The organism is Frigoribacterium sp. Leaf186 (assembly GCF_001423905.1).
GTDB lineage: Bacteria > Actinomycetota > Actinomycetes > Actinomycetales > Microbacteriaceae > Frigoribacterium.
This window is the reverse complement of the sequence record NZ_LMPQ01000003.1, coordinates 375-613: the sequence shown is the minus strand read 5'-3', so window position 1 is coordinate 613 and position 239 is coordinate 375. Positions and strand designations below refer to the sequence as shown.

Annotated in this window: 1 rRNA gene (only partly in view); it reads left to right on the top strand. The window is 49.8% G+C overall.

From position 1 onward, the window contains the following. A 23S ribosomal RNA gene (locus tag ASG05_RS15735) occupies nt 1–239 on the top strand (its annotated part extends past both window edges: 661 nt to the left, 374 nt to the right); the annotation flags it as partial.

The window sequence follows — 239 nt, the reverse complement described above, 5'->3', positions numbered from 1 at the left end:
CCAAATCCAGACAAACTCCGAATGCTATTAAATATGGTCTGCAGTGAGGCCCGGGGTGCTAAGGTCACGGGCCGAGAGGGAAAGAACCCAGACCATCAGCTAAGGTCCCTAAGTGTACGCTAAGTTGAACTAACGAGGTCCGATTGCACAGACAGCTAGGATGTTGGCTTGGAAGCAGCCATTCATTTAAAGAGTGCGTAACAGCTCACTAGTCGAGCGATCGGGCATGGATAATAAAC